The sequence below is a fragment of the Catellatospora tritici genome (genome assembly GCF_019083965.1).
In the GTDB taxonomy this organism is placed as follows: domain Bacteria; phylum Actinomycetota; class Actinomycetes; order Mycobacteriales; family Micromonosporaceae; genus Catellatospora; species Catellatospora tritici.
Genome location: NZ_JAHRCY010000022.1, coordinates 77,510 through 102,564 on the forward strand (window position 1 = coordinate 77,510; position 25,055 = coordinate 102,564).

The following is a 25,055-nucleotide window of genomic DNA, read 5'->3' on the forward strand; positions in this document are numbered from 1 at the left end:
GGTGCGTGCGCTTGCGGTTGCCCCGGGGGGGGCCCCCGGGGTTCACCGGGGGGGCCCCCCCCGGCCCGACCGGCCGCCACGGGGGCTGCCGGTCACGCACCGCCCGCCCACTGCCGTCCCACAGGTTCCACCGGAGGCGTACACATGAGCAGCATGGTTTCGGCCGGGCAACGGCCGCGCCCGAAGCGGCGGTGGTGGCGGCGCGAGGGCGTGCAGGGCTACCTCTACATCAGCCCATGGCTGCTGGGCTTCCTGATGTTCGGTGTCGCGCCGCTCATCGCCGCGTTCATGACCAGCCTGTCCAAGGCCAACGTGTTCCGCACGATCCGGTTCGTGGGCACCGACAACTACGAGAAGATCCTCACCGACGATCCGGTGTTCGCCACCATCGCCGGCAACATGCTGATCTACGTGATCGGCTCGACGGTCATCTCGATCGGCCTCGGCCTGGCCCTGGCGCTGCTGCTGTACAAGGACTTCCGCGGCAATCACGTCTTCCGCACCCTGATCTACGTCCCCAGCCTGCTCGTCGGCATCGCCACCGCGTACCTGTTCAAGCAGGTGTTCCGGGGCGGCGAGGTGGGCCTGGCGAACATGTTCCTGAGCCTGTTCGGCACCGAGCCGGTGAACTGGCTCGGTGACTCCGAGAAGCCCTGGCTGGCGCTCGTCGCGCTGATCCTGGTCAACGTGTGGTTCACCGGCGGCACCATGCTGATCTTCCTGGCCGGGCTCAAGGGCATCCCGGCCAGCTACTTCGAGGCCGCCCGCGTCGACGGGGCCGGTCCCTGGCAGATGTTTCGCAAGGTCACCCTGCCGCTGCTGTCGCCGGTCGTCGTCTTCAACACCGTCATGGCGCTGATCGGGCACATCCAGGTCTTCGAGACCCCGCTCGCGTTCGCCAACAACGGCGGCGTCGCCACCGGCAACCCGCTGGGCTACGAGAACAGCCTCGGCACCTTCGTGACCTACCTGTACGTCAAGGGCTTCGTCTACCAGGACATGGGCTACGCGTCCGCACTGGCGTTCATCATGTTCGCCGCGACCCTGGTGCTGACCGGCCTGGTGCTCTGGCTGGCCCGGCGCTTCACCGCGTACGGCGACGCCGACCAGAACTGACCGCGGCCCACCCACCGGAGGATTCCATGCAAGACGTGTTGGACAAGCCGCGACGCGGTGACGTGCCGCCCGCTGCCCCGGCGGCACCGACCGCCACGGCGCCACGACGGCGCAACACCAGGGCGCGCTGGGAGCTGACCGCGCGCATCATCGCCCTGAGCCTGTTCTGCCTGCTGCTGTTGTTCCCGTTCGTGTGGTTGGTGTCGCAGTCGCTCAAGGACACCAACCAGTACTTCGCGGTGCCGTTCGAGTGGATCCCGAGCCCGTTCCGCTGGGAGAACTTCACCGACGTCATCTTCAAGTACGAGTTCCTGCACTACATCGGCAACAGCCTGTGGCTCGCCGGGTACGCCGTGGTGGTCAACATCCTGGCGTCGTCGTTCGTGGCGTACGGCTTCTCCCGCTTCCGCTTCCCCGGCCGCAACGCGCTGTTCATGGTCGTGCTCGCCACGATGATGCTGCCCGGCCAGGTCATGACCATCTCGCTGTACCGCTTCTACCGCGAGATCGGCTGGATCGACACGTTCTACCCGCTGCTGATCCCGAAGCTGTTCGGCGCCGCGTTCGAGATCTTCCTGTTCCGGCAGTTCTTCATGAGCCTGCCCCGCGAGATCGACGAGGCGGCCCGCATCGACGGCTGCGGCACCCTGCGCACCTGGTGGCACATCATCCTGCCGCAGTCCAAGCCGGTCATCATCGTGGTCGCGGTGTTCACGTTCCTGGGCAGCTGGCGCGAGTTGTTCGGCCCGCTGATCTACCTGACCGGCGAGGAGAACCGCACCCTGCCGCTCGGCCTGCTCTACTTCACCTCGCCGTTCGGCTCGTCGCTGCCCATGCTGATGGCGGCCATCGTCATCTCGCTCATCCCACCCGTCGTCCTCTACGCCCTGGGCCAGAAGTACATCGACAAGGGCGTCGCCATCGCGGAGATCAAATGAACCTGCCCCACACCCAGACCCCGCCGGTCACCACCCGCCGGCCGCTGGATCGGGCCGCGCTGCCCGCCCCCGTCCTCGACGCCGAGCCCGAGCTCATCGACCTGTACTGGGCGGCCTGGGAGCTGGCCTACGACCACGTAGTCACCCGGGAGGGCGCGCCGCGCTCGCCGTACATGGACGAGGGCTTCGATCCGGACACCATCTGGATCTGGGACACCTGCTTCATGGCGCACTTCTGCAAGTACGCCCCCGACCTGTTCCCGGGGGTGGAGAGCTTCGACAACTTCTACCGCCCGATGTACGACGCCGAGCCCACCACCCTGAGGATCCACCACCCGGACAATCCGCCGCTGTTCGCCTGGTCCGAGGAGGAGTACGTCCGCCACACCGGCGACCTGGACCGGGTCCGGTGGCTGCTGCGCGACAAGGCATACCTGCAGCAGCACTTCGCGTTCATGGAGGCCACCCCGGCGGGCAGCCGCTTCCCGCACAGCAACATCGCCACCACCGTGCAGCGGGTGCCGCGCGGCTACCTCTGGGAGGGCGTGACCAGCGGCATGGACAACACGCCCCGCGCGCCGATCCAGGGTGAGCACGGCACGTCCGGCGACATCCTGTGGTTCGACGTCGCCGCCCAGCAGGCCCTGTCCGCCCGGTCCATCGCCAGGCTGGCCCGGCTCATCGGCGCCGACGAGTTGGCAGCGGAGTACGACGGCCACCATGCGCGGCTAGTCGCGCTCGTGAACGACTTCTGGTCGGCCGAGCACGGCAGCTACTTCGACCGGTTCGCCGAGGAGCCGTACGACTTCCACCGGGTGCGCACGCCCGCTGTCTACTGGCCGCTGCTGGCCGGCGCCTGCGACGCGGCCCAGGCCGATGCGCTGGCCGCGGCGCTGGCCGACCCGAAGTGCTTCGGCGGACCGGTGCCCTGGCCGTCGGTGGCCCGCGACGACCCCGAGTTCCGCCCCGACGGCATGTACTGGCGCGGTGGCGTGTGGATCCCCGTCGCGTACGCCAGCGCCCGCGCCCTGGCCGACTCCGGCCACCAGGACCTGGCGCACCGCGCCAGCCTCGACCTGATCCGCCACATGGCCCGCACCTGGTCTTCGTACTCGCCCGCGACGATCTGGGAGGCGTACTCCCCCACCCTCCCCGCACCGTCCACGGCCAAGGACGACCGCACCCCGGTACGCCCCGACTTCTGCGGCTGGTCCGCCCTCGCCCCGATCTCCATGCTCATCGAGCACATCCTCGGCTTCCGCGTGGACGCCCTCACCCGCACCGTCCACTATCGCCGTTACCTGCCCGGCCGCACCGGCATCCGCAACCTGCGCTGCGGCGACACCCGCGTCACCATGGTCGCCGACGACACCACCCTCACCGTCGAGACCGACGGCCCGATCACCCTGTCCCTCCCCGACCGCGACATTCCCCTCACCCCTGGCCACCACACCCTCTACGGCCTGTTTCATGACTCGTTGGAGTCGTGAAACAGCGCCCTTCTCGGGCGTCGGCGCCGGGACTGACGGTCGGGTTGCTCGCGCCGACGACCTTCACCCTTGCTCGACGAGGAGGTGGAGGGGGCCGCGCAGGATCGGGCTTCGCCGGTAAGGCGGCGGGTCGGCGACCAGCCGGGGATTGTCCACGCGGCGCACGAATTCGGTGAGCGCGATCTGCGCCTCCAACCGGGCCAGCGGGCCACCGAAGCAGACGTGGATACCGCTGCCGAAGCCGAGGTGCTGATTGTCCTGGCGATCGGGGTCGAAGCGGTCGGGGTCGTGGAATCGTTCGGGATCGCGGCTGCCCGAGGCGAGCATGAGCATTATCTGCGAGCCCTTCGGGATGGTGGTGTCGGCGATGGTGATGTCGCTGTACGCGGCCCGCCACGGGATGATGTGCACGGGTGGCTCGTAGCGCAGCAGCTCCTCTACCAGTCGGATGATCAGGTCTGGCTCGTTTTTCAGCCGCTGCAGCATCTGCGGGTGCCGCAGCAGTGTCAGCACGCCGTTGGCGATGAGGTTGACGGTGGTCTCATGGCCGGCGATGAGCAGCAGGTTGGCCGTACTGATGATCTGCTCGTCGGTCATGCGGCCGTCGGGACCGTCGTCGTTGGCCAGCTTCGACAGGATGTCGTCGCCCGGCCGGCCGTGGCGTTCTTCCACCAGTCCGCCGAGATATTGGCGCAGGTCGATCCTGGCCTGCAACCCCTTCTGCAACCGCTCCGGAGGGTCCGTGGCCGGGTTGTAGTCGATGGCATCGACGAGCGCTTCCACCCACTGATGGAAGCGTGGTTCGTCCTCGCGGGGCACGCCGAGCAGATGGCAGATCACGGTGACCGGGAACGGGTAGGCGAAGTCATCCACGACGTCGATCTGCTTCTTGCCCTGCAGACCGTCGATCAGGCCGTTGACGACGGCTGTCATGTCGGGCCGCATCCCGTCCACGAGCCCCGGGGTGTGCGGCGGGCCGAAGTGGCGCATCGCCATGCGCCGCATGCGGTCGTGCTCGGGCGGATCGAGATTGAGGAACGCCGGATTGTCTTCCCGGCCCTGCCCCCCCGGCATCGGGCGGGCCAGATGGCGGATGTCGGAGCTCAGGTGCGGGTCGTGCAGCAACGCGGTGATCTCCCGGTAGGTGCTGATCACGTAGCTGCCGTCCTCCTGCAGCGCTACCGGGGTTCTGCGCAGCTCGGCGTAGAGCGGGTACGGGTCGGCCCGGGCCGAGTAGTCGAGGATCCGGGGCAGGATGCCGGGCGTCTCGGTCATGGTCATGTCGGTCTACCTCCTACGGCCGCGCGGCCGTGACGCGCCGTTCACTCGGATCGTGGCCGGTCACCACGACCGTGGCGCCCTGGGCGAGCAACATCGGACCCGGGAAGTCGACGGGCACCGGTTTCGCGTCGGCGGGCTGGTCGGGTGTCGGGCAGGGCGGCGGGAAGGGCGCCGCCGTCTCGATCAACCTGCGGTAATGGTCCAGCCACTTCGCGTTGTTGAAGGTGACCGCCGCAGTGACACGGCCCCTGTAGCCGTACGTGGCGACGAAGCGGCGCTCGGCCACCGAACCCTGGGTGATGACGACCTCGTCGGCAAAGGTCGGCACACCAACAGACTTGATGTTGACGCCGAACTGGATCGACCAGAACGACGGTACGGTCAGGTGCGCCCAGCGGTCGGCCTGCAAGTGGACCATGTTGTGTGCGGCGATCTCGGCCTGCTCCACGGCGTTGACCCAGTGCTCCAGCGAGATGAACCGATACTCGTAGATCGGGTGCGGGCATCGCGCCACGTCCCCGGCGACGAAGATGTCATCGGTGATCAGACCGTTGAGGTCCATGGCGCGGCAGCCCGCGTCGGCGGCGATCCCCCAAGGCCCGATAGCCAGCCCGGAGCCCTGCAGCCATTCAGTGTTGCGGATGCCGCCGAGCGCGACCACCGCCACGTCGGCGTCGACCGTGCTGCCGTCGGAGAGGTGGGCACGGCGCAGCCGCCCCTGCCCGTCGCCCTCAAGAGACGTGACCTTCACCCCGGTGCGCAGATCGACACCGTGGGCACGCTGCATCTCCGACGCGACCTCACCGATCATGGCCCCGAGCGCCCCGACCAACGGGCCCGGCCCGAGCTCGACGACGGTCACCGGTATGTCGCGCTCACGGCAGATGGAGGCGATCTCGGAGCCGGTGAAGCCGGCCCCGATGATCAGAACGCGGCCGGGACCGTCGGCAAGGCGCTGCCGCAGGCCGGCGGCATCCTCGCGCGTGCGCACCACGAATACCCCGTCCAGCGCGGCCTCGGCCTCGTCGGGCCAGGGCCGGGCACGTACACCGGTGGCGATCAGCACCCGGTCGTAGGGCACCTCCCGGCCGTCGGCGAGCCGTACCAGGCCATGGGCCACGTCCAGCCCCGACGCGGGCACGCCCAGCAGCCACTGCGCGTCCACCTCACGACGACGGGGCAGGGTCGTGGCCTCGGCAGGCACCCATCCGGTCAGGACCTGCTTGGACAGCGGCGGACGATCGTAGGGCTCGCCCTTCTCATCGCCGATCACGGTCAACGACCCGGTGAAGCCCTCATCGCGCAGCGACTCGGCGGCCCGCAGCCCGGCGAGGGAGGCACCGACGATGACGATGCGGCCTTCGCGCTTTAACGTCTGCAAAGCCTCGATCCTGCTGGTCATGACCGCATCGCCCCCGCCGCCGTGTCCCTGCCCTCCAGCTGGTCGACGAGGATGGCCTGGACCGGACAGGCAGCGGCAGCGCGCAACACCTGTTCCCGCTGCGCGTCGTCGGGGCTCGGGTCGTACATCAGCGCTTCCTCACCGTGCATCCGGAATGCGTCCGGGGCCAGGAACGCGCACTGCGCATACCCCTGGCATCGGGAAAGATCTACGACAACCCTCATCCCGACCCTCCGTTTCAGGGACCGCAGAGCCGCGCCGCTCAGGCAGCACCACTCGGGCAGACCGCCGGTCGGGACCCGTTCGGCCAGGCACCACCGCTTCGAACGCGCAGGTGGCAGCCTGCGATCGCACGCCTCCGCAGGAGAGCTGACGGTCGCGAATGATGCAGAGCGGCACTTGCCCTGTCGAGAGCAGCCTATCCAGCGCCCGACATCGCCCGCCCTGGAAACGGATATCCCAGCCAGCCAATCTCGCAGGTCATCGGCTGTGACCCCGAGCGGAATCGGGAGCGCGCCTCACGTCGCGTACCAAGCGCAGGCGCGGGTCACTGTGACCCGAGCAGCGCCTCGAGCTCCGGAAGTCGGCCGAACAGGTCGGGGAGGCCGCGCACGCCGTTGCGCGCGGACTCGTGCGACAGCGCGAGGTCAGGGCCGGTGCTCGCCTCGACACCGGCGAGGCACCGGAGGATGTTCCACCTCGTGTGCCCCAGCCAGCCGCCGATCATGTACACGAACCAGCTCGGACCTGACGGCGGCAGCGCTGCGCCCCCCGCGACGTAGCCGTCGAGGACCGAGCGGAAGATGGCGGGCCTGATGCCGTCGAAGCCAGGTCCCTTCGCCAGGCTCAGCGCGGTCGAGCCGAGCTCACCGGACAGGTCGAGCATCCCCGAGAGCTCCCAGTCGAGCACCACCGGCCGACCCGCTCGAGCGAGCAGGTTCCACGGGTGGATGTCCTTGTGGGTCAGCACGACGGGGCCGGGCCGTTCGCAGGTGTCGACGAAGTGGGCAATCGCGAGGAACGTCTCGACGTGAGAGGCGAGTTCGTCGGCCCACGGCTGTCCGGTCGCCGCCGCCCGCGCGGCGAGCTCGGGCCAGTCCCGTGGCGTCGGGTCCTCGATCGACGCATGGGGCCACGCGACGTCGAGCGCGTGGATGCGCGCGAGGATCTCACCGATCTCAAACGCGTACGCCGCCGACACCGGTGCCTCGGGGACCTTCTCTCCCTCGACCCATCGGTGAACGAGCGTGTTGTGGCCGGCCGAGATCGGCTCTGGCATCGGGATGCCGGCGGCGAAGGCCGCCCGCTCAAACCTGAACACGTCCTCGACGCGATAGGTCCAGCGGCGGTCGACGAGGTTCACCTCCTTCACCGCGAACGACCCTTGGTCGGTGTCGAGCCGGTACATCCGGTTGGCGAACCCGCCATGGACGCGGATCATCGGCCCGATCGGCGCGCCGAGATGCGAAAGGTCCACCCACGCATCCTAGGGACTGGCAGTTCATCGACGCACCGGACTTTCCCGCACTCGTCGGCGAAGCAGATCCATCGCTACCCGTGACGTCTCGCGAGGTAGACCGTGTTGGTCGAGTCGCGGTCCTGCAACGGGTTGGCGAAGGTGACCACGTCGGCGCGGACCTCGGTGAAGACCTCGGCGAGCCGGGCGGTGAAGTCGTCCTCCGGCGGGTCGTTGGACCACAGGGTGAACACGCCGCCGGGGTGCAGCCTCTCGGCGAGCCGGCGCAGACCGGCCAGCTGGTAGAAGCTCGCGTGGCTGGGGTGCAGCAGGTGGCTGGGCGAATGGTCGATGTCGACGACAATCGCGTGAAAGAGCCGGCCAGGTGACTGCGGATCGAGGCCGTCCGGGCCGGCGGTCAAGGCAAAGAAATCACCGTGTACGAGCCGGCAGCGCGGATCGGCGGTGAGCGTCGTGCCGGCCGGGATCAGGCCCTGCTCGTGCCATTCGATCACGTCGGCGAGCGCGTCGATGACCAGCAGCGAGCCGACCCGGTCGTCCTCGAGCACGGTCAGTGCGGTGAAGCCCAGGCCGAGCCCGCCGACGGCCACGTCGAGGGTGTCGGCGTCGAACTCGGCCGGGCTCAGCTCGGCCAGCGCCAGCCGGGCCACCTCGACCTCGGCGACGGTGAACAGGCTGGACATCAGGAAGTCGTCGTCGAGCTTGACCTCGTACACGTCGGTCTCGAACTGTCGATCCCACCGGCGGCGCAGGCTGATCACGCCCATCGGCGTCTGCCGCCAGCCCAGCTCCTGAAACCGCACGCCCATCCGAACATCCTCAATCCGCCGGGCTGCCCGCGACGGGGGTCGGCTGCCATTGAGCCTACCCGGCCGCAGGACGCGCTCAGCCGACCGGCACGGCGGGTCGTTCCGGATCTGGCCTGACGTCGTGGGCCACCAGTCTCGTCGGTGACAGTGCCGTGCCGCGGCGATACGCAGGCGCGTCAGAACGTCACACAGCAGTAGAGCCGTTCAGCACGGCCGCCGGCTCGCCGTGCCAGGTCTGTCAGTGCGATGAGGAACAGCGCCAGACTCTCCTCGGCATCATTCGCGGACTCCGCAATCGCCCACTGCCGCGCCACCCGAGGCAGCGCCGACACCTCCGCGGACGCCAGGGCATCGCGCAGCGTGTCCGTGACCGACAGCACGACCCGGCCGTCGATGTCCTCCGGCCGGGCCGGGGCGATCTGCGCAGCCTGCCTCGGATCTGCGCATACCTCATCGTGCGTTCGGCCGGTGAGGATCGCCTCAAGTCGCGCCAGGGCAAGGCCCGGGTCGACACCCTTGCTCTGCAGGACCAGCGTCCCTGAGTGGGCCGTCTCGACCCGTGGACGTGAGGCCTGCTCCGGTGACACCCGGTGGAGATGCTTGTTGGCAGCTGCCTTCTCCGGCGCGAGGTCGAGCAGACTCAACTGCCCGTGAACGTACTCGGCAGCCGTCGCCGCCAGGCGGTCAGACCCGGCTGCGAAATAGTCGGTCAGGATGGACACCCCGACATCCTGACATCGGCCCCTGATCACCCTGATGGGCCTCCAGTCCGGGCCACGGTCCTGGAGCATGAAGTCAGCGCCGTCGGGCGCAGGCCAGGCACGTCCGTACGGAAGGCAGCACCGCGAGCCGTTCGGCGGAGATGGGCAGGCCGCATGACTCGCAGACACCGTAGGTGTCCACGTCGAATCGCAGTAGCGCGTCGTCAAACTCGGCCAGCCGCCGCTGCGCACCGGCCAGTAGCGCGGCCACCTGCGCCCGTTCGAACCCGATGGTGGCGCCTTCCGGGTCGTGCTCGTCGTCGGCGTTGGCCGAGCGAGCGGCTGCCATGACGTCGGCGAGCTCTGCTGCGAGTGCGGCGATCTGCCGCTCGACCTCGGCCCGTGCTCGTTCCAACCGCTGTCGGCCCGTTTCCATCCCCCCGCTCATGACCTGGGTAACGGTACTCCTGATCCGATCCCGGTCAGGCCCGCAGGGCGACGGTGACCGGCTGCCCGTTCGCCGGCCCGTCACCGTGGCCGTGGCGCCGTCCGGGCGACCAGTGGCCGCTGCTCGCCCGGACGGCGAGGTCGGGCCGCACTCTCAGGTGTCCGGCAGGCAGCGACGGGTCGTCGAACATGTCGAGCAGCGCCCGCAGGCACAGGCGGCCGACCTCGTCGAAGTCCTGGCGGACGGTGGTCAACGGCGGACTCAGGTAGCGCGCCTCAGGGATGTCGTCGAACCCGACGACGCTGACGTCTTCGGGCACGCGCAGGCCGCGTTCGCGCAGTGCCCGCAGTAGGCCCAGGGCCTGCTGGTCGTTGGCGCAGAAGACCGCGGTGGCATCGGGGCGCTCCGCGATGAGCTGCCCGGCCCGGTATCCCGAGCGCGGGCTCCAGTCGCCGGTGATGACCGGCGGGATCGGCCGGCCCGCCGCGCGCAGGGCGTCGCGCCAGCCTTCAGCGCGGTCACGTGCTTCGGCCCAGTCGGGTGGCCCGCTGGCGGCGGGTCTCCTCGCGCACTGTCGGATGGCTGTTGAGCACCCGGGAGACGGTCTGCTGGGAGACGCCGGCCAGCCGCGCGACATCGCCCATGACCGGCGTCCGCGGGGTGGGTCGTCGGGGCACGGTCACGGCCGTCGTACCTACTTGACCGCGCCGCTGGTGATACCGGAGATGATCTTTCGTTGGGCGACGGCGAGCACGACGACCAGCGGAAGGCTCATGAGGATCACGTAGGCGAAGATGAGGTGCCAGTTGTTGAGGTAGAGGCCCGCGCTGGCGACCCGGAACAGGTTGAGCGGCAGGGTGTCCAGGCGGCCGCCGATGACGAAGAAGGCGTAGAAGACGTCGTTCCACACGTACAGGCAGACCAGGATGGTGGCGGTGGCCAGGACCGGCCGCAGGGTGGGCAGCACGATCCGGACGAACACCCTGGTCGGGGAGGCGCCGTCGATCTGGGCGGCCTCCTCCAGGGAGGCGGGGACGGTGCGGACGAAGCCGGTGACGAAGAAGATGACGGTGGACAGGTAGATGCCCATGTAGACGCCGATCATGCCGATGGCGCTGCCGGCCAGGCCGAGCTGGCGCAGCAGCAGCACGACCGTGACCACGGCGGGAGGCAGCACGATGCCGCTGATGGCCAGGGCGTAGAGCACGGCTGTCAGGCGGCTGGCGCGGCGGGCCAGCACCCAGGCGGCCATCGAGCCGATGACGAGCACCCCGGCGACGGCCGGCACGACGACCAGCAGGCTGCCGAGGAAGGCCGCGGGGACGTGGCCGTCGGTCCATACCTGGCGGAGGTTGTCGAGCAGCTGCCAGTCCGTGGGTGGCGCCAGGTTGGGGGTGAGCGCCTCGCCGCGGGATTTGCCGGCGGTGGCCACGACCAGCCAGAGCGGGATGCCGATGACGGTGAGCCCGAGCAGCACCGCCAGGACAGGCTGCAGGCGGGTCCAGGCGGGTCGGTCGCTGAAGCCCGGGCCGTTGCGGCGGGCGGAGGGCGCGGTCACAGGATCTCCTCGCGCTTTCGCAGGGTACGGATGACGGGGAAGGCCAGCAGCGCCACGATGAGAAACAGCACCAGGCTCATCGTGGTCGCCTGGGCGAACAGGCCCTGGCCGAAGGTCCGGTAGATGAAGATGTTGAGGATCTCGGTGGTGCGGGCGGGTCCGCCGCCGGTGGTGGCCTGGACGATGTCGAAGCCGTTCATGGAGCCCAGCAGCGCGGTGGCGACGTTGAAGGTGACCGCCGGGGCCAGCAGCGGGAACCGGATCCTCCAGAACATGGTCCAGCGGGAGGCGCCGTCGATGCTGCCGGCCTCGACGAGGTCCTCGGGGATGGTCTTGAGCCCGGCGAGGTAGATGAGCATGGACAGGCCGGTCCACTTCCAGGCGTGGATCAGTGCCACCACGACGATGGTCCAGGTGGGATCGCCCAGCCAGGCGATGTCGACGTCGTGCGCCAGCAGGCCGGAGAGCAGGCCGTTGACGCTGCCGTCGGGTTTGAGCAGGGCCTGGAAGATGTAGCCGACCGCCAGCGCCGACATCAGCACCGGGACCAGGAACAGGATCCGGACCACCTTGTTGATCCTCGTGTCGCGCTCCAGCAGCACGGCGAGCAGGAAGCCGAACAGGTTCTGGAACACGGCGACCAGGGCGGCATAGACGACGGTGATGCGCAGGGCTCGGAACAGGGTGCCGTTGCCGGCGAGGTCGGCGAAGTTGTCGAAGCCCACCGGATTGATCTGGCTCTTGAAGCTCGACCAGTCGGTGAAGGCGTAGACGAAGTTGAACACGGTCGGCAGGAAGAAGAACACCAGCAGGATCGCGAAGGCCGGGGCGAGGAACCACATCGGGTGGGTGCGCCGGGCGATGCCACCGCGCGCCCTGGCAGGCGGCGGCAGTGCGGCTGACCGGGGTCGTTCGACCTGGGCGGGGGTGTCGATGAGGATGGACACGTGGCGGCTCCTAGGCGGGGGCGACGGTCGGTGGCCGTCGCCCCCGGGGGTGGCGGTTCAGCGGGTTGTTGCTAGAAGCCGGCGATCCCGGCGGCCTTGGCGAGCTGGGCGAACTGGTCCTGGGTGGCCGAGGCGACCTGCTCGGGCGTCATGGTGCCGGCGATCATGTCGGCGAGGTTGATGTACAGGTCGGGGTTGGCCACGGCCAGAGCCTGCATGGATCCGATCGACCCGCCAAGGGACTGGTGGACGGCGAGCAGTGCCTGGGGCACGCCGACCGGGTTGGGCACCGACGGCTGCAGGGACAGCGTCTTGCGGTCGGCGATGAAGTCGGCGTAGCCGGGCCCCATCCAGTACGACAGCAGCTGGCGGGCGGCCGCCTCGCGCTTGGCGTCGCCGGTCTTGAAGGCGACCAGGGCGTTGCTCTGGTCGGGGATGAAGGTGCCGACGTTGCCCGACGGCGAGATCGGGAAGAATCCGATCTTCTTGTCGAGCGTGGCGGTGTCGGTGCTGGCCTGCAGCTGGCCGAAGTAGGAGTTGACCTGTACGACCATCGCGGTCTTGCCGTCGAGCAGCGCCTTGCCCTGGTCCTCGAACTTGGCGGTCTTGATGTCGCTGTTGAACAGGCCCTCGTCGATCAGCGACTTGTACTTCTTGATCGCGTCGAGCACGTCGGCGTCGGTGAACTTGGCCTGGCCCTTGTTGATCCGGTCCCAGAGACCGCCCTTGGCGGCGTCGGCGAGCTGCACCTGGACCCACCACTGGGTGGCCCACCGGTCGGCGGCCATCTCGAAGAACGGGGTGACGCCCTTGCCCTTGAGCGTGCGTGCGATGTCGACCATCTCGTCGAAGTTCTTCGGGGTGGCGGTGATGCCGTTGGCCGCGAAGACCTCCTTGTTGTAGTAGACGCCCTCGACGGCGGGGCTGGTGACGAGGGCGGCGTAGCGGGTGCCGTCGAGGATGCCGGTGATGTCTCTCAGCGCCGGGTCGAGTTTGCCCAGCCAGGGGGCGTCGTTGAGCGACTGGAGGTTGTTCTTGGCGTTGAGGGCGGTCAACATGGACGCGGTCGGCTGCCAGAACGCGAGGTCGGGCTTGTCGCCGGTGGCGACCTTGGTCTGCACGCCCTGCTCGTACGGGTCGGGCACGGTGACGACGTTGACCTTGGCGCCGGTCGCGGCCTGGAATCCTTCGATGACCTTGCTGGGTACGGTGTTGCTGTTCTGCGCGGCCCAGATGGTCAGGTTGACGCCATCGATCTTGGCGGTCGGGTCGGCCCAGGTGACGGTGGAGCTGCCGGTGTCCGCACCGGTGCCGGGATCGCTGCAGGCGGCCATACCCAGGGTGAGCGACGCCGCGAGGGCGAGAACGTGCCATTTCCTCATGATGTGATCCTTTTTGGGTGGGGGTGAACCCGCTCTGCAGCGCAGGGCGGACAATTTAGCCGGTCAGCGAGCGTCGTGCGGTGCCGCCCGCAGGCGCAGCAGCCGGGCGGCCGCCGGTGCGCCGCCGCGGTCGGTCACCGTCAGCTGCCCGACGGCCGGGTCGAAGACGGCGCCGAAGGCGGGCAGGTGCCGCGGGTACAACGTGTCGACCTGCGCCTGACGTCCGGCCAGGTGCGGCAGGGACAGCACCGCGTCGGCGGCCTCGCCGCGGCGCCACAGCGTCAGGTAGGTGGTGTCCCCGGCGACCAGGGCCAGGCTGGTCCACGCGTCGGCCCAGCCGGGCAGGCCCAGCGGCCACACCGGGACGGCATGGGCGAGCTCGGCGCGGATGTCGCGGTGCACCGCGACCGCGTCGCGGACGCTGCCCGCCTCGTCCGGGCTCATCTTGTCGAGGTGGCCGGACAGGTAGAGCCGGCCCAGCAGGCCGGTGCACATCGTGAAGGCGATCTGCTCGTCGGTCATGCCCGGCTGCGGGTAGGCCCAGTTGGCGGCCTGCTCGGGCAGGATCGACATGGGCGCGGCGGCGGCGATCGGCGGGTAGCGCAACGGGTTCTGCTGGTCGCTGGTGGACTGCAGCTGCAGCCGCGACAGCAGCGCGTAGTCCATCCGCATCGCCCCGGAGCCGCAGTTCTCCAGGATCAGCCCGGGGTGGCGGTCCAGGACCGCGTCCAGCCACGCCAGGTGGGCCCGGTTGTGTCCGAGCAGGCCCGCGCCGGGGCTGGCGGCGGCATGGTCGGTGCCAGCCCCGGGGTCGATGTTGTAGTCGAGCTTGAAGTAGCCGACGCCCAGCTGCTCGACCAGCCGGTCGACGGTCTCGTCCAGGTGCGCCACGGCGGCCGGATGGCGCAGGTCGAGGTGGTAGCGGCCGTGCTCGACCACCCGTACGCCGTCGCGTTGGAAGAACGCCTCGGCGGGCAGCTTGTCGGCCAGCGGGCTGCGTACGCCGATCACCTCGGGTTCCAGCCACAGGCCCGGGGTCATGCCGCGGCCGCGGATGTGGGCCAGGACCTCCTCGATGCCGCGCGGGAAGCGGTTCTGCGACGGCTCCCACGCCCCGACGCTGTCCCACCACGCGCCGTCCTCGTCGTACCAGCCCGCGTCGATGCAGAACACGTCGGCACCCGCGGCCGCCGCGGCGTCGACCAATGGCAGCAGCTTGGCCGTGGTCGGGTCGCCCATCAGCGTGTTCATGTAGTCGTTGAACACCACCGGCAGGCCGGCCCGGTCCGGGTGCGGGCGCAGCAGCGCCCGCCGGTGCGCGGTCAGCGCCGCCGCGGCGCCGTGCAGGCCGCCGTCGCTGACCGCGACCGACACCGGCACGGTGGTGAAGCAGCCGCCCGGCTCCAGACGGTGCTGCCACTGGTGGTCGACGTCGGTCGGGCCGGTGAGCGCGACGTACGCGCCGTCGAGCCGCTCGCCGACCTCCCAGCGCCAGGCGCCGTTGTGCTCGACCTGCCACAGCCACGCCTGGCCCGACGGCTCGTGGACCAGCCCGCCGGTGGGCAGCCGCTGGCCGGTGGACCAGGTGCCGTTGCTGATCGCAGCGTGCCGACCCCGCCCATCCTGGCCGTGCAGGCGCAGGTCCAGGTCGACCGCCGCGCCGTCGCGCAGCGGCCGCCGCGACCAGCGCCCCTCCCCCAGCCACTCGCTGTCGCCCTGCACGACGTCCAGCTCGTCGACCGCGACCGCGCCGAAGCCCAGCGACAGCGACGTCACGCCCAGCAGCACGACCGGCTCGTCGCCCTCGTTGACGATCCGGGTATGGGCCTGCACGGCGCTGACCCCCTCCCGCGAGCGCAGCAGGACCTGCACGGCCAGGCCGCCGGCCGCGTCGCGCAGGTCGATGCGCAGCCGGTGCCAGTCCCCCTCGCGCGAGGTCTCGCTGCCGGTACACGCCAGTCGCCGGCCGAGGGAGGTCTCGGAGAACCGGTGCGAGGCGCGGGCCCGGCCGGTCGCCGCGGTGAGGATCTCGACCAGCGGCTGGGCGGTGTGCCCGGCCGCGCCGTCGGCAGGGACGCCGGCCAGCGTGCGCACGCTCACCGGGCGGCCGGGCGAGGTGTCCACGACGACGGTCAGCGCCGAATGTCCCCACGTCAGACTCGTCGTGGCGGCCGATAGGTTCACTGTCAGGCTCCTTGCAGGTGATGGAGGTTGCTCATCGCGGGGCCCGGCCGGTCCCGCACCGCACGGGACCGGCCGGGGGGCGTTCAGCCGACCGGGGCCGCGATCTGGATCAGGTCCAGGTCCGGGGCGTACGCGGCGGCGTTGGCGAAGGTGATGGTGTTGGCGCCGGCCGCCAGGTCGACGTCGACGACCGTGGTGCGGAAGTTCGACCAGCCCAGCGTGTTGCGGAAGTACGAGCGCTTGGCCGCGGCACCGTTGACGCTGATGTCGGCGTACCGGTCGACGATGTTGCTGTTGTAGTTGGTGGCGCCCGCGCCCAACTCGCCGTTGGCGTAGGTGACGACCATCCGGTAGCGGCCCGCGGCCGACACGGTGACGTTGTTGAACCGCAGCGTGTTGCCCGCGCCGTTGCCCACGAACCCGACGTACTGCCCGCCGGAGGCCGCGGTGTTCGACCCGACGGCCGCCGTGCCCGAGCGGGTGTTGGCCGAGGACTCGGCCTGGTAGGCCGTGATCGTGCCGGTGGTCGCCACGACGTCGAGGTAGTCGACGTTGATGGCGTCGGCGTCGTCGCCGGTGTAGGCGTTGACCTCGATCTGGTTGATGCCCGCGGTCAGGAACACCTTGGTGGTGACCGTGTTCCAGGTGTTCCAGTTCGCGGTGCCCGGCAGCGCCGGGGTGGCCAGGTCGACGCCGTTGAGCCGCAGCCGGATCGACCGGTTGGCCGGAGCCCCGGTCAGCGGCCCGGCCGAGTACCGCAGCCCGACGTTGTAGTAGCCGTCGGTGGCGGCGGTCACCACGAACTTCGTGCTCGCGTTGCTGCTGGCGCCGTAGCCCTCGGTGAAGTAGGTGCCCGAGTAGCCGGTGTTGGTGCCGTAGGCGACCTGCGCCGATCCGGACAGCGCGGCGTACTCGGCCTCGTAGCGGGTGGTCGAGCCGGCCGTGGTGGTGTCCTTGTTCGGCGTGATGACCACCTGGTAGGCGCTGGTGCCCTTCAGGCCGGTCAGCGGGACGGTGATCTGGCCGCCGGACACCGTGAAGTCGCCCTCGGTGACCAGGTACTGCCCCGACGAGGCGTTCAGGCCGGTGGTGTCGACGCCGAAGACCATCGCGTGCACACTGGTGCCCAGATAGGACGCCGCGCCGAAGCCCTTGACGACCACGTTCGTGTCGTAGGTGCCGCTGGCCGGGTTGTTGCCGCCGAGGATCACCCGGGCCTGCTTCTTGGCCGCGTCCAGCGCCGCCAGGCCCTGCAGCGAGCTGCTGGGCGACGGCGGGGTGACCCCGACGGTGTTGCCGGTCAGCTCGCCGTACCACTTGTACAGCCACCAGCCGCCGGTCGCCTGACTGTTGCGGGTGACCAGGTCGTTGAGCCCGCCGGCCGTGGTCCAGTACGCCAGGCAGCCGTCGACCTTGCTGTTCTCGAAGCGGGCCACGTACTGGACCAGATTGCCGGGCACGCCCAGGTCGCCGGAGGAGCGGGCGTACTCGTTGATGCTGACCGGGCGCTGGCTGATGGCCAGGTCCGACTCGATGTCGCGGTAGTCGGCCAGGTGGGCGTCCCAGCTGGTGAAGAAGTCGTTGCCCAACTCGTGCCAGGTGGTGACGTGCGGCAGCGCGTTGTTGTTCTTGGCCAGCGTCATGAAGGTGCGCATGTCGGCGGCCCGGTAGGAGGCGAAGTTCGGGCCGGCGATGCGGGCTGTCGCGTCGATCGAGCGGATCTTGTCGTAGACCAGCTTCCAGTCGGCGGCCAGGCCGTTGACGTTGTTCTGGTACCAGATGCCGTCGGGCTCGTTGAACGGCACGTACACGTAGGAGCTGCGGTTGGGGTCGGCGACAACCTTGCGCACCATGGTGTCGACCTTGGCCAGGTAGTCGTTGATGCCCAGGTTCTCGTACGGCCACTGCTGGTAGATGTCCTGCATGTAGATCTGGATGTCGCCGCCGCCGACGCGCTTCCACATCGGAGCGATCTTCAGCGCGTCGCCGTTGGGGTGCTGCAGCCCGTCGGGGGCCTTCTGCGCGGTGACCCTCGGCTTCAGGGTCGACAGCATCACCTGGTTCGGGATGCCCTCGTCGCCCAGGCCGTAGAGGAAGCCGGTCGCGCCGTAGCGCAGCGCCCCGGTGTTGACCGACAGGTCGACGGTGAACTGCGATGCGGCGTGCGCGCTGGGGGCGGCGGCGAACACGCCTGCGGCGACGGCCAGCGCGACCAGCGCCGACTGTGCACGCCGTCTGGTCCGGATGGAGCGGGTGGAACTCATGGGGCGGAACCTCCTCGAGAGAACCCAACCGTGTGACCGGTCACATGGCGCTGCCAGTGTGACCGGTCACACGTGGGGGTGGGAAGTCCCTGTTACCCAGTTGTTACCGGCAGATGTCCTAGGTACGCGGCGGCGCGGTCGACTCCCGCACCACCAGATGCGGCGCCGCCAGCGGCAACGACGACACCGGCTCCCCCGCCAGCTCCGCCGTCAGCGCGGCCAGGCACACCCGGCCCAGCCCCGCGAAGTCCATCCGCACCGTCGTCAGCGCCGGCGTCCAGTACGCCGATCCCGGCACGTCGTCGAAACCGACCAGGCTCACGTCACCAGGCACATCCCGGCCCTCGTCGTAGAGCGCGCGGCGCACCGCGAGCGCCGTGTCGTCGTTGCCGCACAGGATCGCGGTCACCGCCGGATCGGCGGCCAGTGCCCGGCCCGCCACGTACGCCGACGGCGCATCCCACCCCGCCGGCACCACCTCCGGCACCTCCGCACCCGCATCAGCCAGCGCCTGCCGCCAGCCCGCCTCACGCCCCCGGGTGCCCGACTCCGACGGGATCGCCACGTGGTGCACCGTACGATGCCCCAACCCCAGCAGGTGACGCGTCGCGTCCGCCGCGGCCAGCCGCTCGTCGAGGCAGATCATCGTCCGGGTCGAGTCGGGTAGCACCCCCGGCTCGATCGCCGCCACGGCCGGCACCTCCTCGGGCAGCCGCCGCAGCACCTCCACGCCCTCGGCGTCGAAGGCCACCACCACCACCCCACCGGCACTGGGGTCGCTGACGTACTCCACGGCCTGGCGGACGTGCGCGTCGGCCGCCGACTCGATCACCCGGACGGACACGGTCAGGCCCTGCTCGCGGGCCGCCTCCTCGATGCCCTGCAGCGTCGTCGCGTACCCGAACAGGGTCGTGTTGGACGTCACCACCGTCACCGCCCGGGCCCGGCCCAGCCCCAGCGCCCGCGCGGCCCGGTTGGGCCGGAACCCCAGCTGCTCCATGGCCTCCAAAACCTGGCGGCGGGTTTCTTCCCGGACCTTCGGCGAATCGTTGAGCACCCGCGACACCGTCTGGTAGGACACCCCGGCCGCAGCCGCCACATCCCTGATACTCGCCGCCACGTCATCCCCCCGCCGCCGCCCAGCGGCAGCATCCGCCCGAAATTCGGCTCCCCGCCATCCTGATCCCGACCATACGGGAGGTCAACGAGACATGATCGGCAGCACCGACCGAGTCCAACCCTCCGCCGGTGAACCCCACTCCGGGCAGAGTAAAACCCACCGCCGTATCGGCACTCGCCTGTGCGGCTGCAGCGCCCATCGCACAACCCGCAACCGAGTCACCGATCCGGAACCCAGCGAACGTATGCGGTCACGCGCCGGGTGTCTTACCGCGCCTGCCGCTCGGGGAGGACCATGTCGCGCTCCGAAATCGGCTCGCCCCAGGCGTCAAGCAGGTCAAACAGGCGCCGCAGGTGACGCATCCGGTGTGCCCACTCCTTCGGGCTGGTCTCGGCAAGCTTCGGTCCGCTCGCCAGCCGGAGCGCGGTCGTCCGGGCGGCGGCGGCAAGCTGCTCATCGCGCGGTTGGGCGGCCAGTGCCGATGCCAGCGACGGCGTGTGCCAGTTCTGCTGGAGCGCGGGCAGCGAGTAGGAGCGCCACCGAGGATCGCCGATCTTGATCAGCGTCTCCAGCAGCGAGTCCCGCGCGGGGTGGCCCGCGGCCAGGTCTGCGGCGAGCCGGTCGGCGTGCCGCCGGGCCAGGACCGGGTCTGTCGCAACTGCCTGGTACGCGACCTGCTTGATCCATTTGTCGGGGTCGTCCAGGTAGCGCAGTAGCAGTGCCACCAAGGCATCAGGCAGTCCCTCGCGCACCCGCTCGGCGAGGATGCGGGCAACATCCAACCGGTCGATGTCGGATGCGCTGCCGGCATGGGCCAGCAGCACGTCGTCGACCGACACGGCCCGGCTGAGGTAGCGGACGAGCGCACGCAATCCGCATACCTCCACCTGGCTGTCGCGCAGCTCGGGGTGCCATGCCTCGGCCAGTGCACCGGCCATGGCCGGTGTCGGGTTCAATCCGATCTCGCACGCGGCGGCAACGGCTGCGACACGAGCCACGGCGGGCGCGCCGGGATCAAGCAACCGCGCGATCCACACCGGCGCGGCGGTCGGGTCCATCCGGGCCCCGCTGACGTAGAGCGCGACACTCAGCGCAGGGACCTGCTCGTGGTCCGCCCTGGCCAGGAGCGTCGAAGCCGCCTGCGGGTTCGGTCCGCCGCTCCCGAGGAGCACGATCGCCATGCCGGCCACGTAGGGGTCGTGATGGTGGCTGAGCGATTCCAGCTTGGCTCGCGACGGCACCGCGACGGAACCATCCATCACATCGCCGAGCCACACCGCGAGATCATCATCCGACATGGCGGCAGCGTACGTCCTCCGCTGTCCGGTCATCGACCTTGGCCCCGAGCGGAATCGGAGCGCGCCCAATGCCGTGCACCAAGCACAGACGCGGGTCACTGTCACAGGAGCCGCGCCTCGAGCTCCGGACCGAGTGCTGGGTGCGGCGGCTTCCCCGGATCGTCCCGCTCAGGGGATCGAAGTATTCCCAATTCGCCGAGAACCTGGTCGCAGGACACGTCCCGGGCGACCGCCGGAATTCGCACAGCGACCCCGAGAACCCTTCGGAGCAGAACACGGCTTCCTCGGGTGGTGGTGCCGGCTCGCTCCACTCCCCCGCCTGTGGTTACGGCCCCAGCAATTCGGGGGCGAGCAGCGCGTAGCGGAACCATGGGGATCGTGTCCGATCCGATCACACGTCGCTCGGAATGCCGGCTACAGGGCGATCTTTCGACCACACCGGCAGAACGGGCACCGACAGCGCCGGTGGAACGTGGTCGCGGAAGACGGTCGGCCGAACACACCGGCAGGGATTGACAGGCGAAGCTTTCTTTCACAACATCGACCCTCATGAAGATTTTCTCGCCTCTGGGTCGAGTCCGCCGGTCAGTGGCCGTGGTGGCGACGGTCGCCGTGGCCACCACCCTGCTCGTCGCGACACCGGCCGCGGCCGCAGTGCACAGCGCGTCCGCCACCATCGGGGGCTACCCGGTGTGGGCTCACTTCGCCAACCCGACCGCGGGGCGCGACTACACGATCATCAACGAGTTGCAGCGGCTCGTCGACGGCGCCCCGGCCGGGTCCACCATCAAGGGCACGATCCACTCCCTGAGCATCGACTCGGTCGCCGACGCGCTACTTCGGGCGCAGACCCGCGGAGTGACGGTGATGGTCGTCATCGACGGCAAGAACGCGCCCTCGACCGATCCTGCCGTCACCACGATCAAGAAGCTCACCAACCACAAGTTCTGCACGAACACCAACGGCGGCACCGGATGCATCAGCACCAGCGCCGACGGCGACATGCACACCAAGATGTTCACCTTCACCGCCACCACGGACCCGGCCGGTGTCGCGCGCAGCAGCGTCTCGTGGTTCGGTTCGGCGAACCTCACCTACGCCACCGGCACCGACGCCTTCAACAACACCATCACCGTGTACGGTGACGCCGCGCTGATGAACGGGCTGAACGCCAACTTCTCCGACCTGTGGAACCGCCGCCACTACTCCGGCGACGACTACTACGATTCCGCCTCCGGCCGCGGCTACTACCAGGCCACCGCCGCGGACGTGTATGCCTCGCCCGAAGGGGAGGGCCAGACCGACACGATCGCGACCCGGCTCAACGACCTGACCCCGAACAGCAACTGCCGGTTGCGCGTCGGCATGGCCTCGGTCACCAGCGGCCGGCCCAAGGTCGTCGACGTCGTGAAGGCGTACCGGGCCGGGGGCTGCGCCGTCTGGATGGCTATCGGAACCGACTCCGCCGGCGGCGTCGCCATGACCCAGTCGGTCTACAACGACCTGCTCACCGCCGGGGTCTCCATCCGGCGCAAGGACAACATCCACAACAAGTTCTTCCTCGCGTACGGCAGCTACGGAGGCACGTACCAGTACCGCGTCTACACCGGCTCGCAGAACTGGACCCAGGACGCGCTCAGCGAGAACGACGAGATCTTCGTCAAGATGGGCCCGGAGAGCGGTAGTGCCCACCCGCTCTACGACGCGTACTACACGCACTTCAACGAGGCCTACAACACTGGCGTCACCTGCACGAAGAGCAACTACCCCTGCCGTTGAGGCACTCCGCCGTCGGGCGACCCGTCCGGGCCGCCCAACGTCATTTCGCCGGCCCAGCGCCGGCTGACGCTGCTTGATGGGCGCGCCTATGTCATCGGGTAGGTCGCTGCGGTCAACTACTTCATCCATGCGTCTCATACCGTGATCCACAAGCTGATCACCGCCCGCACCGTCGCGGCACGTGCCGCCCGGTTCGGCGCACCCTGGTGACGCGTGCCGGGTAGGGACCGGGCGCCGCTTCGTCGACCAGCCGCCACCCGGCGGGCTCGTACCGTCTTGGGTGAGCCTGGTCGGCCGGTCGTCGTATAAGATGGGTGCTACATGGCTACTTATCGAAGTCCCGCAGTGCTGCTGTCCGCAGACGGCACGAGAACGTCCGGCACCGCCGCCCTTTTCAGTGAGCCTGGGCGCAAAGGTGGCATTCCGCCGTGGGCGGGAGATTTCCGGCTCGCTACCACTGCGACCGGCATCAAGAACCCGGTCGGCAAGACTCTGACGCTCGAAATGCCGGACGGCCGTTCCGGCAAGGTGGTCGTCCAGGGTGTCAAAGGCGGCTCGAAAAGCACCATTCTTGCCCTGATGGGCGAAGACCAGCCCCCGTTCTGACCTCGCCGACCCCCAGGTCGATGAGCATCTCCTGCTCGCATTCTCGGTGGGACAGCTGCGCGTCCCGTTGCGCGCAGCGTCTCCCGCCGGATCCGTGGCCGGTCAGGCCCTCGCAGGCGCTTCGTGCCGTCGACGTTTGCGGCGGACCGTTCTGTGGGGCTGGCCGGTGACGGCGAGGGCGAGGACGGCTATCCGGCCGAATCGTGGGCCGCGTATTCGTCGAGCAGGCGGCGCTCTTCGGCGGCCTTCGGGAAGAAGATGAACACGAGGGCGGCGCCGATCAGGACCGCGATGATGCCGGCCAGGTAGGCCCACTGGTCGCCCTGCAGGAACGCCGCCTTGGCGCCGGCGATGATCTGCTGGGAGTACTGCGGGTACTGCTCGGCGGTGGTGGCGGCGCTGGAGAACGACTTCGTGAGCTGTGTCTGCACGTTGCTGGTGATCGCGGAGCTGGGCGGGGCAGCGCCGATCGCGGCGGCCGCGGCTGTGGCGTATCCGGCGGTCAGCAGCGCCCCGAAGATCGACTGCATCACCGCGCCGCCGAGGTCGCGCTGCAGGTCGGCCGTGCCGGAGGCCATGCCGGCGCGGGTCACCGGGACCGAGCCGGTCAGCGAGTGGGAGGCGGGCGTGCCCGCGAACCCGACGCCGGCGCCGATGAAGGCGTAGCCGAGGCCGACCTTCCAGTAGCCGACGCCCTCCTGCCACAGCAGCAGCATCGTCAGGAAGCCCAGCATGACGAAGACATACCCGGTCAGCAGGGTGAACCGGGCCCCGTGCGACTCCACCAGCTTCGCCGAGCGGGGTGCGGCGAGCACCATGAGCATGGCCGCGGGCAGGATCGCCAGACCGGCCTCGACGGTGGAGTAGCCGAGCACGTTCTGCAGGAACTGCTGGCCGATGAACATCGCGCCCATCAGCGACCCGAAGACGATGATGCCGGCGCAGGCCGCGACCCAGAACACGCGGCGCGAGGCGATGCGCAGGTCGTAGAGCGGGTTCACGGCGCGACGCTCGCGCAGCACGAACGCGACGACTGCGGCCACGGCGAGCACCGACAGGCTCACGACGAGAGTGCCGGCGTCGGGCACCGGTGCGAAGTTGATCGCGAGGATCGCCGAGCCGACGAGCACGATGGACAGGACGCCGCCGAGGTTGTCGACCGGTTCGGTCGTCTCGTTCACGTGCGCCGGAATCAGCATGACGGCCATGATCAGGGCGACCGCGGCCAGCGGCAGCGTGATCAGGAAGACCGAACCCCACCAGAAGCGCTCCAGCATGATGCCCGCGGCCAGCGGGCCCAGCGAGGCGATCGCGCCACCGGTCGCCGACCACAGCGCGATCGAGCGGGTACGGGCCGGACCGGACCACAGCGCCGCGATCAGCGCGAGCGTCGTAGGGTAGGCCATACCCGCCGACAGGCCGCCGACGAACCGGGCCACGACCAGGACCGTGTCCGACGGCGCGTACGCGGCGAGCAGGCACGCCGGCACGGACAGCAGGATGCCCAGGACCAGCATCATCTTGCGGCCGTAGCGGTCGCCGAGTGCGCCCAGGTAGATCACCGAGCAGGCCAGGCCCAGCGAGTACGCGACCGCGACGAGGTTGAGGGCAGTCTGCGAGGAGTCGAACGCCCGGCCGATGTCGGGCAGCGCGACGTTGGCGACCGACAGGTTGAGGTTGGCCACCGCCGCGACCAGGATCAGCGCCGCCAGCACCAGCCCTTGGCGAGCCGGTGCCGACACTTGCTTTTGCGGTGATATGGCCAATTCGACGCTCCTCCGTCCTAATCTGCGCCGGATGCCGGATATGGTGCAATCTTTACACACCCTGGACTGCGCGACCCAGCGATGCCGTGGGAACGGCACGAGAACGCACGCCGGGCCAGCAGCTAGGCGCCGCAGCCTCAATCGGTGCCGCCTGCGGGTGGCTGCTTGATGCTCCCGGCGACCCGCACCCGCTGCTCGGCCTGGGCGGCGACGTTGGCGTGCACCTGGAGCAGCAGGTCGTGGCGGGAGGCGAGCGACTCGCGGTGTCACGGTCTGTGCGGAATGCAGGAGGTAACACCGCCGCGCCAGCCGTTCCGCAACGGCAGGCGGCGGTGTCCGGGGCTCCGGTCGCCATCGGCGGGCTATCAGGCGGCCAGGTCGGCGGGCGCCGTCGACTCACATTTGCGGGGTCGACCATCACGAATTCGAGTCTGCGTGGGTACCCGCGGCGCCACGGCTTGATCGACAGGCAACCTGAGCGCCACACCG

The 25,055-nt window shown here is 69.5% G+C and carries 22 protein-coding genes; 5 read left to right on the plus strand and 17 right to left on the minus strand.

Annotated features, from left to right (window positions below; translation table 11 throughout):
• Window positions 1-144 precede the first annotated feature (144 nt).
• The 3 genes from KUA19_RS34190 to KUA19_RS34200 are packed head-to-tail and all read left to right on the plus strand — an operon-like array spanning window position 145 to window position 3,544.
• Window positions 145-1,116 (plus strand): carbohydrate ABC transporter permease, encoded by a 972-nt coding sequence (locus KUA19_RS34190; protein WP_217402877.1) that lies wholly within the window; start codon window positions 145-147, stop codon window positions 1,114-1,116.
• A 26-nt stretch (window positions 1,117-1,142) separates the two neighbouring features.
• Window positions 1,143-2,054 carry a carbohydrate ABC transporter permease gene (locus KUA19_RS34195; protein WP_217402878.1) on the plus strand — a complete coding sequence of 304 codons (912 nt, stop codon included), beginning with the start codon at window positions 1,143-1,145 and terminating at the stop codon, window positions 2,052-2,054.
• A complete protein-coding gene (locus KUA19_RS34200) occupies window positions 2,051-3,544 on the plus strand; it encodes an MGH1-like glycoside hydrolase domain-containing protein (protein WP_217402881.1) in 1,494 nt (497 codons plus the stop codon). Before KUA19_RS34195 ends, KUA19_RS34200 begins: the two co-directional genes overlap by 4 nt.
• 63 nt (window positions 3,545-3,607) lie before the next feature.
• On the opposite strand, the gene KUA19_RS34205 is transcribed toward KUA19_RS34200, so the two are convergent.
• The 16 genes from KUA19_RS34205 to KUA19_RS34275 form a co-directional block, all read right to left on the minus strand.
• The gene (locus KUA19_RS34205) at window positions 3,608-4,825 is read right to left on the minus strand and encodes a cytochrome P450 (RefSeq protein WP_217402883.1); all 1,218 of its coding nucleotides are present in this window, start codon (window positions 4,823-4,825) and stop codon (window positions 3,608-3,610) included.
• Between the two features lie 13 nt (window positions 4,826-4,838).
• Window positions 4,839-6,227 carry an NAD(P)/FAD-dependent oxidoreductase gene (locus KUA19_RS34210; protein WP_217402887.1) on the minus strand — a complete coding sequence of 463 codons (1,389 nt, stop codon included), beginning with the start codon at window positions 6,225-6,227 and terminating at the stop codon, window positions 4,839-4,841.
• Window positions 6,224-6,451, minus strand: a complete 228-nt coding sequence (locus tag KUA19_RS34215) for a ferredoxin (RefSeq protein WP_217402888.1) — start codon at window positions 6,449-6,451, stop codon at window positions 6,224-6,226. Before KUA19_RS34215 ends, KUA19_RS34210 begins: the two co-directional genes overlap by 4 nt.
• Window positions 6,452-6,774: 323 nt before the next feature.
• Window positions 6,775-7,668 carry a phosphotransferase family protein gene (locus tag KUA19_RS34220; protein ID WP_302563419.1) on the minus strand — a complete coding sequence of 298 codons (894 nt, stop codon included), beginning with the start codon at window positions 7,666-7,668 and terminating at the stop codon, window positions 6,775-6,777.
• 110 nt (window positions 7,669-7,778) lie between these two features.
• The gene (locus tag KUA19_RS34225; RefSeq protein ID WP_217402891.1) at window positions 7,779-8,513 is read right to left on the minus strand and encodes a polyamine aminopropyltransferase; all 735 of its coding nucleotides are present in this window, start codon (window positions 8,511-8,513) and stop codon (window positions 7,779-7,781) included.
• A 176-nt stretch (window positions 8,514-8,689) separates the two neighbouring features.
• The gene (locus tag KUA19_RS34230; protein WP_217402892.1) at window positions 8,690-9,235 is read right to left on the minus strand and encodes a hypothetical protein; all 546 of its coding nucleotides are present in this window, start codon (window positions 9,233-9,235) and stop codon (window positions 8,690-8,692) included.
• 73 nt (window positions 9,236-9,308) lie between these two features.
• Window positions 9,309-9,662 (minus strand): TraR/DksA family transcriptional regulator, encoded by a 354-nt coding sequence (locus KUA19_RS34235; protein WP_254550543.1) that lies wholly within the window; start codon window positions 9,660-9,662, stop codon window positions 9,309-9,311.
• A 34-nt stretch (window positions 9,663-9,696) separates the two neighbouring features.
• Window positions 9,697-10,299, minus strand: a complete 603-nt coding sequence (locus KUA19_RS34240) for a substrate-binding domain-containing protein (protein WP_217402893.1) — start codon at window positions 10,297-10,299, stop codon at window positions 9,697-9,699.
• Window positions 10,181-10,468 carry a LacI family DNA-binding transcriptional regulator gene (locus KUA19_RS45095; RefSeq protein WP_372451944.1) on the minus strand — a complete coding sequence of 96 codons (288 nt, stop codon included), beginning with the start codon at window positions 10,466-10,468 and terminating at the stop codon, window positions 10,181-10,183. Before KUA19_RS45095 ends, KUA19_RS34240 begins: the two co-directional genes overlap by 119 nt.
• A complete protein-coding gene (locus KUA19_RS34245) occupies window positions 10,357-11,220 on the minus strand; it encodes a carbohydrate ABC transporter permease (RefSeq protein ID WP_217402894.1) in 864 nt (287 codons plus the stop codon). Before KUA19_RS34245 ends, KUA19_RS45095 begins: the two co-directional genes overlap by 112 nt.
• On the minus strand, window positions 11,217-12,167 hold the full coding sequence (locus KUA19_RS34250) for a carbohydrate ABC transporter permease (RefSeq protein WP_308167810.1): 951 nt from the start codon (window positions 12,165-12,167) through the stop codon (window positions 11,217-11,219). Before KUA19_RS34250 ends, KUA19_RS34245 begins: the two co-directional genes overlap by 4 nt.
• A 71-nt stretch (window positions 12,168-12,238) precedes the next feature.
• Window positions 12,239-13,549: an ABC transporter substrate-binding protein gene (locus KUA19_RS34255; protein ID WP_217402895.1), complete on the minus strand. Its 1,311-nt coding sequence runs from the start codon at window positions 13,547-13,549 to the stop codon at window positions 12,239-12,241.
• A gap of 63 nt (window positions 13,550-13,612) precedes the next feature.
• Window positions 13,613-15,733 carry an alpha-galactosidase gene (locus KUA19_RS34260; protein WP_308167811.1) on the minus strand — a complete coding sequence of 707 codons (2,121 nt, stop codon included), beginning with the start codon at window positions 15,731-15,733 and terminating at the stop codon, window positions 13,613-13,615.
• Between the two features lie 83 nt (window positions 15,734-15,816).
• Window positions 15,817-17,997 carry a carbohydrate-binding protein gene (locus tag KUA19_RS34265; protein WP_217402896.1) on the minus strand — a complete coding sequence of 727 codons (2,181 nt, stop codon included), beginning with the start codon at window positions 17,995-17,997 and terminating at the stop codon, window positions 15,817-15,819.
• Between the two features lie 118 nt (window positions 17,998-18,115).
• Window positions 18,116-19,117, minus strand: a complete 1,002-nt coding sequence (locus KUA19_RS34270; RefSeq protein WP_217402897.1) for a LacI family DNA-binding transcriptional regulator — start codon at window positions 19,115-19,117, stop codon at window positions 18,116-18,118.
• Window positions 19,118-19,383: 266 nt separating this feature from the next.
• On the minus strand, window positions 19,384-20,415 hold the full coding sequence (locus KUA19_RS34275) for a hypothetical protein (protein ID WP_217402899.1): 1,032 nt from the start codon (window positions 20,413-20,415) through the stop codon (window positions 19,384-19,386).
• 549 nt (window positions 20,416-20,964) lie between these two features.
• Here KUA19_RS34275 and KUA19_RS34280 point away from each other — a divergent pair.
• Together KUA19_RS34280 and KUA19_RS34285 are read left to right on the plus strand one after the other, a co-directional pair.
• A complete protein-coding gene (locus KUA19_RS34280; protein ID WP_217402901.1) occupies window positions 20,965-22,194 on the plus strand; it encodes a phospholipase D-like domain-containing protein in 1,230 nt (409 codons plus the stop codon).
• Window positions 22,195-22,539: 345 nt separating this feature from the next.
• Window positions 22,540-22,800: a hypothetical protein gene (locus KUA19_RS34285; protein WP_217402904.1), complete on the plus strand. Its 261-nt coding sequence runs from the start codon at window positions 22,540-22,542 to the stop codon at window positions 22,798-22,800.
• A gap of 188 nt (window positions 22,801-22,988) precedes the next feature.
• Here the strand turns inward: KUA19_RS34285 and KUA19_RS34290 are convergent, their stop codons facing one another.
• Window positions 22,989-24,542: an MFS transporter gene (locus KUA19_RS34290; RefSeq protein WP_217402906.1), complete on the minus strand. Its 1,554-nt coding sequence runs from the start codon at window positions 24,540-24,542 to the stop codon at window positions 22,989-22,991.
• Between the last annotated feature and the right edge of the window lie 513 nt (window positions 24,543-25,055).

Bases quoted from the DNA above. Each gene is read 5' to 3' on its own strand.
- KUA19_RS34220 (WP_302563419.1), bottom strand. From the start codon at position 7,668: ATGATCCGCGTCCATGGCGGGTTCGCCAACCGGATGTACCGGCTCGAC.
- KUA19_RS34280 (WP_217402901.1), top strand. From the start codon at position 20,965: ATGAAGATTTTCTCGCCTCTGGGTCGAGTCCGCCGGTCAGTGGCCGTG.
- KUA19_RS34190 (WP_217402877.1), top strand. From the start codon at position 145: ATGAGCAGCATGGTTTCGGCCGGGCAACGGCCGCGCCCGAAGCGGCGG.
- KUA19_RS34200 (WP_217402881.1), top strand. From the start codon at position 2,051: ATGAACCTGCCCCACACCCAGACCCCGCCGGTCACCACCCGCCGGCCG.
- KUA19_RS34195 (WP_217402878.1), top strand. From the start codon at position 1,143: ATGCAAGACGTGTTGGACAAGCCGCGACGCGGTGACGTGCCGCCCGCT.
- KUA19_RS34265 (WP_217402896.1), bottom strand. From the start codon at position 17,997: ATGAGTTCCACCCGCTCCATCCGGACCAGACGGCGTGCACAGTCGGCG.
- KUA19_RS34240 (WP_217402893.1), bottom strand. From the start codon at position 10,299: ATGTCGCGCGGCTGGCCGGCGTCTCCCAGCAGACCGTCTCCCGGGTGC.
- KUA19_RS34215 (WP_217402888.1), bottom strand. From the start codon at position 6,451: ATGAGGGTTGTCGTAGATCTTTCCCGATGCCAGGGGTATGCGCAGTGC.
- KUA19_RS34225 (WP_217402891.1), bottom strand. From the start codon at position 8,513: ATGGGCGTGCGGTTTCAGGAGCTGGGCTGGCGGCAGACGCCGATGGGC.
- KUA19_RS34255 (WP_217402895.1), bottom strand. From the start codon at position 13,549: ATGAGGAAATGGCACGTTCTCGCCCTCGCGGCGTCGCTCACCCTGGGT.
- KUA19_RS34275 (WP_217402899.1), bottom strand. From the start codon at position 20,415: ATGTCGGATGATGATCTCGCGGTGTGGCTCGGCGATGTGATGGATGGT.
- KUA19_RS34205 (WP_217402883.1), bottom strand. From the start codon at position 4,825: ATGACCATGACCGAGACGCCCGGCATCCTGCCCCGGATCCTCGACTAC.
- KUA19_RS34235 (WP_254550543.1), bottom strand. From the start codon at position 9,662: ATGAGCGGGGGGATGGAAACGGGCCGACAGCGGTTGGAACGAGCACGG.
- KUA19_RS34210 (WP_217402887.1), bottom strand. From the start codon at position 6,227: ATGACCAGCAGGATCGAGGCTTTGCAGACGTTAAAGCGCGAAGGCCGC.